6 protein-coding genes are annotated in these 6,328 nt (G+C 71.8%); all 6 read right to left on the bottom strand.

The genetic code is table 11. The features are described 5' to 3' along the window. Positions 1-291: 291 nt before the first annotated feature. From ABF401_RS12460 to ABF401_RS12435, 6 genes are read right to left on the bottom strand one after another with little or no spacing between them, the layout of a single operon-like run. Positions 292-1,071 carry an SDR family NAD(P)-dependent oxidoreductase gene (locus tag ABF401_RS12460; RefSeq protein WP_353509888.1) on the bottom strand — a complete coding sequence of 260 codons (780 nt, stop codon included), beginning with the start codon at positions 1,069-1,071 and terminating at the stop codon, positions 292-294. Beyond that, positions 1,068-2,543 (bottom strand): aldehyde dehydrogenase family protein, encoded by a 1,476-nt coding sequence (locus tag ABF401_RS12455; RefSeq protein WP_353509887.1) that lies wholly within the window; start codon positions 2,541-2,543, stop codon positions 1,068-1,070. The genes ABF401_RS12460 and ABF401_RS12455 overlap by 4 nt, the downstream gene beginning before the upstream one ends. Beyond that, the gene (locus ABF401_RS12450; protein WP_353509886.1) at positions 2,540-3,376 is read right to left on the bottom strand and encodes an ATP-binding cassette domain-containing protein; all 837 of its coding nucleotides are present in this window, start codon (positions 3,374-3,376) and stop codon (positions 2,540-2,542) included. The genes ABF401_RS12455 and ABF401_RS12450 overlap by 4 nt, the downstream gene beginning before the upstream one ends. After that, complete coding sequence (locus ABF401_RS12445; protein WP_353509885.1) at positions 3,373-4,428, bottom strand: ABC transporter ATP-binding protein; 1,056 nt, start codon at positions 4,426-4,428, stop codon at positions 3,373-3,375. The genes ABF401_RS12450 and ABF401_RS12445 overlap by 4 nt, the downstream gene beginning before the upstream one ends. After that, positions 4,425-5,354, bottom strand: coding sequence for an ABC transporter permease (locus ABF401_RS12440; protein ID WP_502908233.1), 930 nt, complete (start codon positions 5,352-5,354; stop codon positions 4,425-4,427). Before ABF401_RS12440 ends, ABF401_RS12445 begins: the two co-directional genes overlap by 4 nt. Further along, on the bottom strand, positions 5,351-6,301 hold the full coding sequence (locus ABF401_RS12435; protein WP_353509884.1) for an ABC transporter permease: 951 nt from the start codon (positions 6,299-6,301) through the stop codon (positions 5,351-5,353). Before ABF401_RS12435 ends, ABF401_RS12440 begins: the two co-directional genes overlap by 4 nt. Positions 6,302-6,328: the final 27 nt, after the last annotated feature.

The raw sequence follows: 6,328 nt of genomic DNA, 5'->3' as shown, positions 1-6,328 counted from the left end.
GGACGCTGATCTGCGGGCGACACCACACCCTGGCGCACCAGCTCGACCTGGTGCCCTCGATCACCCCGACCGGCGTGCGCTGGCTACGGGTACCCGACCGTCCCGGGGAGCCCCTCGGCGACCCACCGGGCGACCCACCGAACGGTCCACCCCTGCAGCTGACGGGCTGACCACCCCCAGATCCGTGCAGGTCGGACCCCACGCAGTTGCCGCTGGATCGTCCTCGAGTGGCCGTGCACAGTCATCGCCCCCGATCGAGAGCGGTGACCACCTACCTTCGGGGGCTTGCGCTCACATGGGCGGCGTGTACCGGCCGTCGATCGCCGTCCAGCCGCCGTCGACGACGAGCTGGGTGCCCGTGACGAAGGAGGAGGCGTCGGACGCGAGGTAGACGACCGCCCCGGCGAGCTCGTCCGGCCTGGACCAGCGCCCGAGCGCGCTCTTCGACGCGTAGGCGTCCGCCCACTCCGGCACGGCCCGGATTGGCGCGGTCAGCGGGGTCTCGACCACCCCCGGTGCGATCGCGTTGAGACGCACCCCCCGGGGCCCGAGCTCGGCGGCCGCGGCACGGAGGAGCTGGACGAGCCCGGCCTTCGTCGCCGCGTAGACGCCCTGCCCCGGCTCCACGGTCATCGACCGGATCGAGCTGAACGCGATGATGCTGCCCCGGCCGCGGTCGGCCATGCCGGGACCGAAGGCCCGGACGAGGTCGAAGGCCGCGCGCAGGTTGAGATCCACGACGCGGTCGAACTCGTCGTCTGCGTAGTCGAGGACTCGCTTGCGTACGTTGGTCGCCGCGGTGTAGACGAGGACGTCGACGACCCCGAGCTCGTCCGCAGCATTGCGGACCGCCTCTCCGTCGAGGACGTCGAGGCGGTAGGTCGTCATGCCCTCCCCGAGATCGGCTGTCTCCTCGGCAGCAGCCAGGTCGCGGTCCGCGCACACCACCTGCGCGCCGTGCGCCGCCAGCGCGAGCGCACTCTCCCGGCCGATGCCGCTGCCTGCGCCGACGACGACGGCCCGGCGGTCGTCGAGCCGGAAGAGCCGTGCGTAGTCGGGTCGGTCGGTCACGGCTGGCTCCTCGCGCCGGTCGACGGACGGATGATGGCCATCCGGGTCACCGTCAGCTCCTCGATCGCGAAGCGGGGCCCCTCGCGTCCCACGCCGGAGTCCTTGACCCCGCCGTACGGCATGACGTCCGAACGGAAGCCGGGCACCTCGTTGACGACGACGCCGCCCGTCTCGATGCGGTCGATCGCCCGGAACGCGGTGTCGAGCGAGGCGGTGAAGACGCTCGCGTGCAGACCGTAGCGGGACCGATTCACGAGGTCGAAGGCCGCGTCGATCGACTCGACCGACCGCACCGCGACAACCGGACCGAACACCTCCTCGTCCCACGCGAGCTGCCCGTCGGGGACGTCGAGGAGGACGGTCGGCTCCATGACGCCCTCGCGGACCGCGCCGCCGTGCACCAGCGTCGCGCCGGCCGTGACAGCCGCGTCAGCCCACGAGCGGACGCGCTCGGTGGAACGCTGGTCGATGAGGGCCGAGACCCTCGTCTCCGGCGAGCGCGGGTCGCCGACGACCACCTCGCCCAGGCGCGCGGACAGCGCGGCGAGGAACGCGTCACGCACCGCGTCGACGACGACGACGCGCTGGACAGAGATGCAGGCCTGGCCCGACGCGTAGTACCCGCCACGCACGACCGCGTCCGCGGCAGCCGCCACGTCCGCGTCAGCAGCGACGACGAGCGCCGAGTTCGAGCCGAGCTCGAGCAGCACCTTCGTCGGCGCCGCGTCCTTGGCGATCTGGTGCCCGACGGCGGCCGATCCGGTGAACGACACCGCCCCGACCCGCCGGTCCGTGGTCAGCGCCACGCCGACGTCCACCCCACCGGTGAGGAGCTGGACCAGCGCCCGTGGTGCGCCTGCCGCCGCGAGCGCCTCGCGGACGAGGTGGACGAGCCACAGCGTTGCGAGCGGCGTCTGCGGGGCGGGCTTGACCACCACGGGACACCCGGCTGCGAGGGCCGGCGCCAGCTTGTGGGAGGCCAGCAGCAGCGGGTAGTTGTAGCCCGCGATCCCGACGACGACACCGATGGGCCGGCGCACCCAGAACCCGAGCAGGCCCTCCCCACTGGGCAGCAGGTCGAGCGGCACGGTCTCACCGTGGAGGCGTGCCACCTCCTCGGCGGCCGTCGTCAGCGTCAACAGGGTCCGGTCCACCTCGACCCGGCAGTCGACGAGCGGCTTGCCCGTCTCGAGGACGAGGAGCTGCTCGAACTCACCCCGCCGGTCGGCAACCGCGCGATGCGCCTCCGTCAGCGCAGCACGACGGACGTGTGACGGCAGGGAAGACGCCTGCTCACGCAGCCCAGCGGCATACGAAACGGCTTGCGTCGCAAGCTCGGTCGAACCAACGGGTGCCTCGGCAACGAGCTCCCCGCTGAACGGGAAGCGGACCTCCGCCGTCGAGGGCGCGGGCACCCACTCCTCGCCGATCGGCAGGCCGGCGGGGTGGGCGATGCGATGCAGACCGGTCATGAGCCACCTCCGACGAGCTCGGCCGTGCCGCCGCCGCGCAGGGCCCGGCGCATGCTCGGCGCCGCGCGCAGCAGCTGCTGTGTGTAGGGGTCCTGCGGCGACTCGTAGACCTGCTCCGTCGGGCCCAGCTCGACGATCTCGCCGGCGCACATGACCGCCACGCGGTCGCAGATGTGGCGGACGACGGACAGGTCGTGCGAGACGAAGACGAGCGTCAGACCGAGCTCCTTGACCAGATCGGTGATGAGGTTGAGCACCTGGGCGCGCACCGACACGTCGAGGGCGCTCACCGGCTCGTCGGCGATGAGGATCGAGGGCCGCGGCGCGAGGGCCCGGGCGATCGAGATCCGCTGGCGCTGGCCACCGGAGAACTGGTGCGGGAAGCGGCTCGCCGCCTGCCGCGAGAGGCCGACCGCCTCGAGGAGCTCGTGGACCCGTTCCTCCCGGGCATCCCGGTCGTGGTTGCCTTGGGCGACGAGCGGCTCGGCAACGATGTCCCGCACGCGCATCCGCGGGTCGAGCGAGCCCATGGGGTCCTGGAAGACGACCTGCAGCTGCGACCGTACGAAGCCGAGGTCGCGCTCGCGCCGGCCGGTGATCTCCATGCCTTCGATGAGGATCTCGCCGCTCGTCGGCCGGTCGAGTGCTGCGATGAGCCGCATCAGGGTGGACTTGCCGCATCCGGACTCACCGACGATGCCGAAACGCTCCCCTCCCCCGACCTCGAAGCTGACCCCTCTCACTGCCTCGACTGCGGTTCCCTTGTGCCGCAGCGAGGTCCGCGGCCTGCGGTAGTGCCGCGTGACGTCGCGCACGACGATCGCCGCGCTCATCGGTCCGCTCCGGCGGGGTGCACGCAGGCATACCCGTGCTCGGGGCTCGCACCGCTCCACGGTGGGAGCACCTCGCACTCGGTGGTGGCGTGCGCGCAGCGGGTGCGGAAGACACACCCCTCGGGGAACATCCCGGCCGGAGGCACGGAGCCGGGGATCGTCTCGAGCGGTTCGAGCGGGTCGGCACCCTCGAGGTCGGATGCCGCGAGCAGCCCCTCGGTGTAGCGGTGCCGCGGCCGGGTGAAGACCTCCGACACGGGGCCGGCCTCGACGATGCGCCCGCCGTACATGACGAGCACCCGCTCGCAGACCGTGGCGACGACGGACAGGTCGTGGGTGATGAAGAGCAGCGCCGAGTTGCGCGCCTCGACACCACGGACGATGAGGTCGAGGACGCGCGCCTGGACCGTGACGTCGAGCGCTGTCGTCGGTTCGTCGCACACGAGCAGCTCGGGGTCGTTCGCCAGGGCGATGGCGAGGACCACGCGTTGCCGCTGTCCACCCGAGAGCTGGTGGGGGTAGGCGCGGGCGATCTCGGCAGGGCTGGGCAACCCCACCTGGTCGAGCAGCGTCGCGACGCGCTCGCGGACGGCGCCGCGCCCGGCCTCGGGCCGATCGCCGCGGCCTGCGTGCATGAGGATCGTCTCGGCGACCTGGGCGCCGACTCGCATCGTCGGGTTGAGGGCGGTCATCGGCTCCTGGAAGACCATCGACACCTGGTTGCCTCGCACCTGCGCCAGCTCGCGGTCGCGCGCGTCGACGACGTCGTGCCCCACACCCGCGAGGCGGGCCGAGCCCGTCACGCGCGCCCCCTCGGGCAGCAGGCCGAGCAGCGCCAGGCTCGTGAGGGACTTGCCCGAGCCGGACTCGCCGATGAGGCCGACGCGCTCGCCCCGGCGGATCGAGAACGTCAGGTCGTGCAGCAGGTCGTGCCTCCCGATGCTGACGGAGAGCCCGCGCACGTCGAGTACGGGCCGCTCGTCACCGAGGACGGACGATGGGCCGTATGCCGCTGGGCCGGCTGCCGCAGGATCCGCAGGGTTGGCGCTCATCGTCGGTCCTCCAGCCTGGGGTCGTAACGGTCGCGCAGGCCATCCCCCAGCAGGTTGAAGCCGAGGACGGCCAGGGCGATGGCGGCACCCGGGATGAATGCGAGCCGCGGCGCCGAGTAGAGCAGCTCCTGGCTCTCCTGGAGCATCCGGCCCCAGCTCGGTATGGGCGGAGGCGTCCCGTACCCGAGGAAGGACAGGGCGGCCTCGGCGAGGACGGCGATCGCGAAGGCGACTGACGCCTGGACGATGACGAGACTGCTCACGTTGGGCAGCACGTGCCGCAAGCCGATCGCCCAGGGGCTGCGACCCGCGGCCCGCGCCGCCAGGATGTACTCGCTGCTCAGCACCTGGAGGGTGCCGCTGCGCACGATGCGGGCGAAGATGGGGATGGTCGCGATGCCGATGGCGATCATCGCCACGAGCGTGCTGCCGCCATAGATGGCACTGAACATGATGGCGAGCAACAGGGCGGGGAACGCGAGGAGCAGGTCCATGGCTCGCATGAGGGTCTCGCCGAGCCAGCGCGCGGCCATCGCCGACACGATGCCGAGCGGGACGCCGATCAGGCCAGCCACGCCGACCGCCACGACGCCGACGAAGAGCGTCGTGCGCGCGCCGACGAGGATCTGGCTGAACACGTCTCGGCCGAACTTGTCGGTCCCGAGCCAGTAGTCCGGGTCGCCCACGTCGCGCAGTCGTGCCTCCGCGTTGACCAGGGTCGGGTCGTGCGGGGTCCAGACGAACGACACGAGCGCCATGAGCACGACCACGGCGACGATGACGCCGCCGACGACGAGGCTCGCGCCCGCGCGTCGCCGGACGTGCGGCTGCCCCACCAACGGGGGAACGGCGTCGACCTCGCCGGGCCCCCGGGCCCGCTCCGTGCCGTCAATGGCCTCAGCTGGCGAAGGCGGCTCGGTTGTCATGAGGTCCCCGCCCGGAGCCGGGGGTCGATCACCAGGTAGAGCAGGTCCACGAGGAAGTTGACCACGAGGACGGCGAAGACGAGGAGCATGACGATGTCCTGCACGAAGATGAGGTCCCGGTTCGAGACCTGGTCGAGCAGGAGGCTCCCGAGACCCGGGATGACGAAGACACGCTCGACGACGACGGCACCGATGAGCAAGGTGGCCAGCTGGAGGGCGAGCACCGTGACGACGGGGATCGCGGCGTTGCGGGAGCCGTGCCGCCACAGGGCGCGGAAGGGGCCGAGTCCCTTGGCCCGGGCCGTGCGGATGTAGTCCTCGCGCTGGACGTCGAGGATCGAGCTTCGAACGTAGCGACTCAGCACCGCTCCCTGGACGAGGCCGAGCGACAGCACGGGCAGCACGAGCTGGCGCAGGAACTGGACGGGATCCTCGCTGGGTGGGGTCCAGCCGTTGGCCGGCAACCAGCCGAGCCGGACGGCGAAGACGGTGATGAGCAGGATCCCGGCGAGGAACGCCGGGACCGCCACGCCGAGCTGCGACAGGCCGGTCAGGACGAAGCCGCTCGGACGGCGGTGCCGGATCGCCATCAGCGTGCCCAGTGGGACGGCGATGACGACCGCCAGGACCATCGCGCAGAGGACGAGCCAGAGGGTCACCTGGAGCCGATCGAGGATCTGGGGCGCGATCTCGACCTGGGAGACATAGCTGCGGCCGAGGTCGAAGCGCACCAGACCCGACACCCAGGAGAAGTACTGCACCACCAGTGGCTGGTCGAGCCCGAACTCTGCGCGAAGCTGCGCCACCGCCTCCTCCGACGCGTTGACCCCGAGCGCGACGCGGGCCGGGTCGCCGGGCAGGAGCACCATGAAGCCGAAGACGACCACGGAGCTGACCGCGAGGCTCGCGACGAGGATCGCGGTCCTGCGGATGACGTGCAGCAGCATGGTCCTCCAGGCTCAGCTCCTGGCTCA

Source organism: Intrasporangium sp., assembly GCF_040414665.1.
Taxonomy (GTDB): domain Bacteria; phylum Actinomycetota; class Actinomycetes; order Actinomycetales; family Dermatophilaceae; genus Intrasporangium.
This window is presented reverse-complemented; position numbering and strand designations above follow the sequence as displayed.

Excerpts from the sequence above, each read along its gene's own strand:
- ABF401_RS12455 (WP_353509887.1), bottom strand. The coding sequence starts at position 2,543 with ATGACCGGTCTGCATCGCATCGCCCACCCCGCCGGCCTGCCGATCGGC.
- ABF401_RS12450 (WP_353509886.1), bottom strand. The coding sequence starts at position 3,376 with ATGAGCGCGGCGATCGTCGTGCGCGACGTCACGCGGCACTACCGCAGG.
- ABF401_RS12445 (WP_353509885.1), bottom strand. The coding sequence starts at position 4,428 with ATGAGCGCCAACCCTGCGGATCCTGCGGCAGCCGGCCCAGCGGCATAC.
- ABF401_RS12440 (WP_502908233.1), bottom strand. The coding sequence starts at position 5,354 with ATGACAACCGAGCCGCCTTCGCCAGCTGAGGCCATTGACGGCACGGAG.
- ABF401_RS12435 (WP_353509884.1), bottom strand. The coding sequence starts at position 6,301 with ATGCTGCTGCACGTCATCCGCAGGACCGCGATCCTCGTCGCGAGCCTC.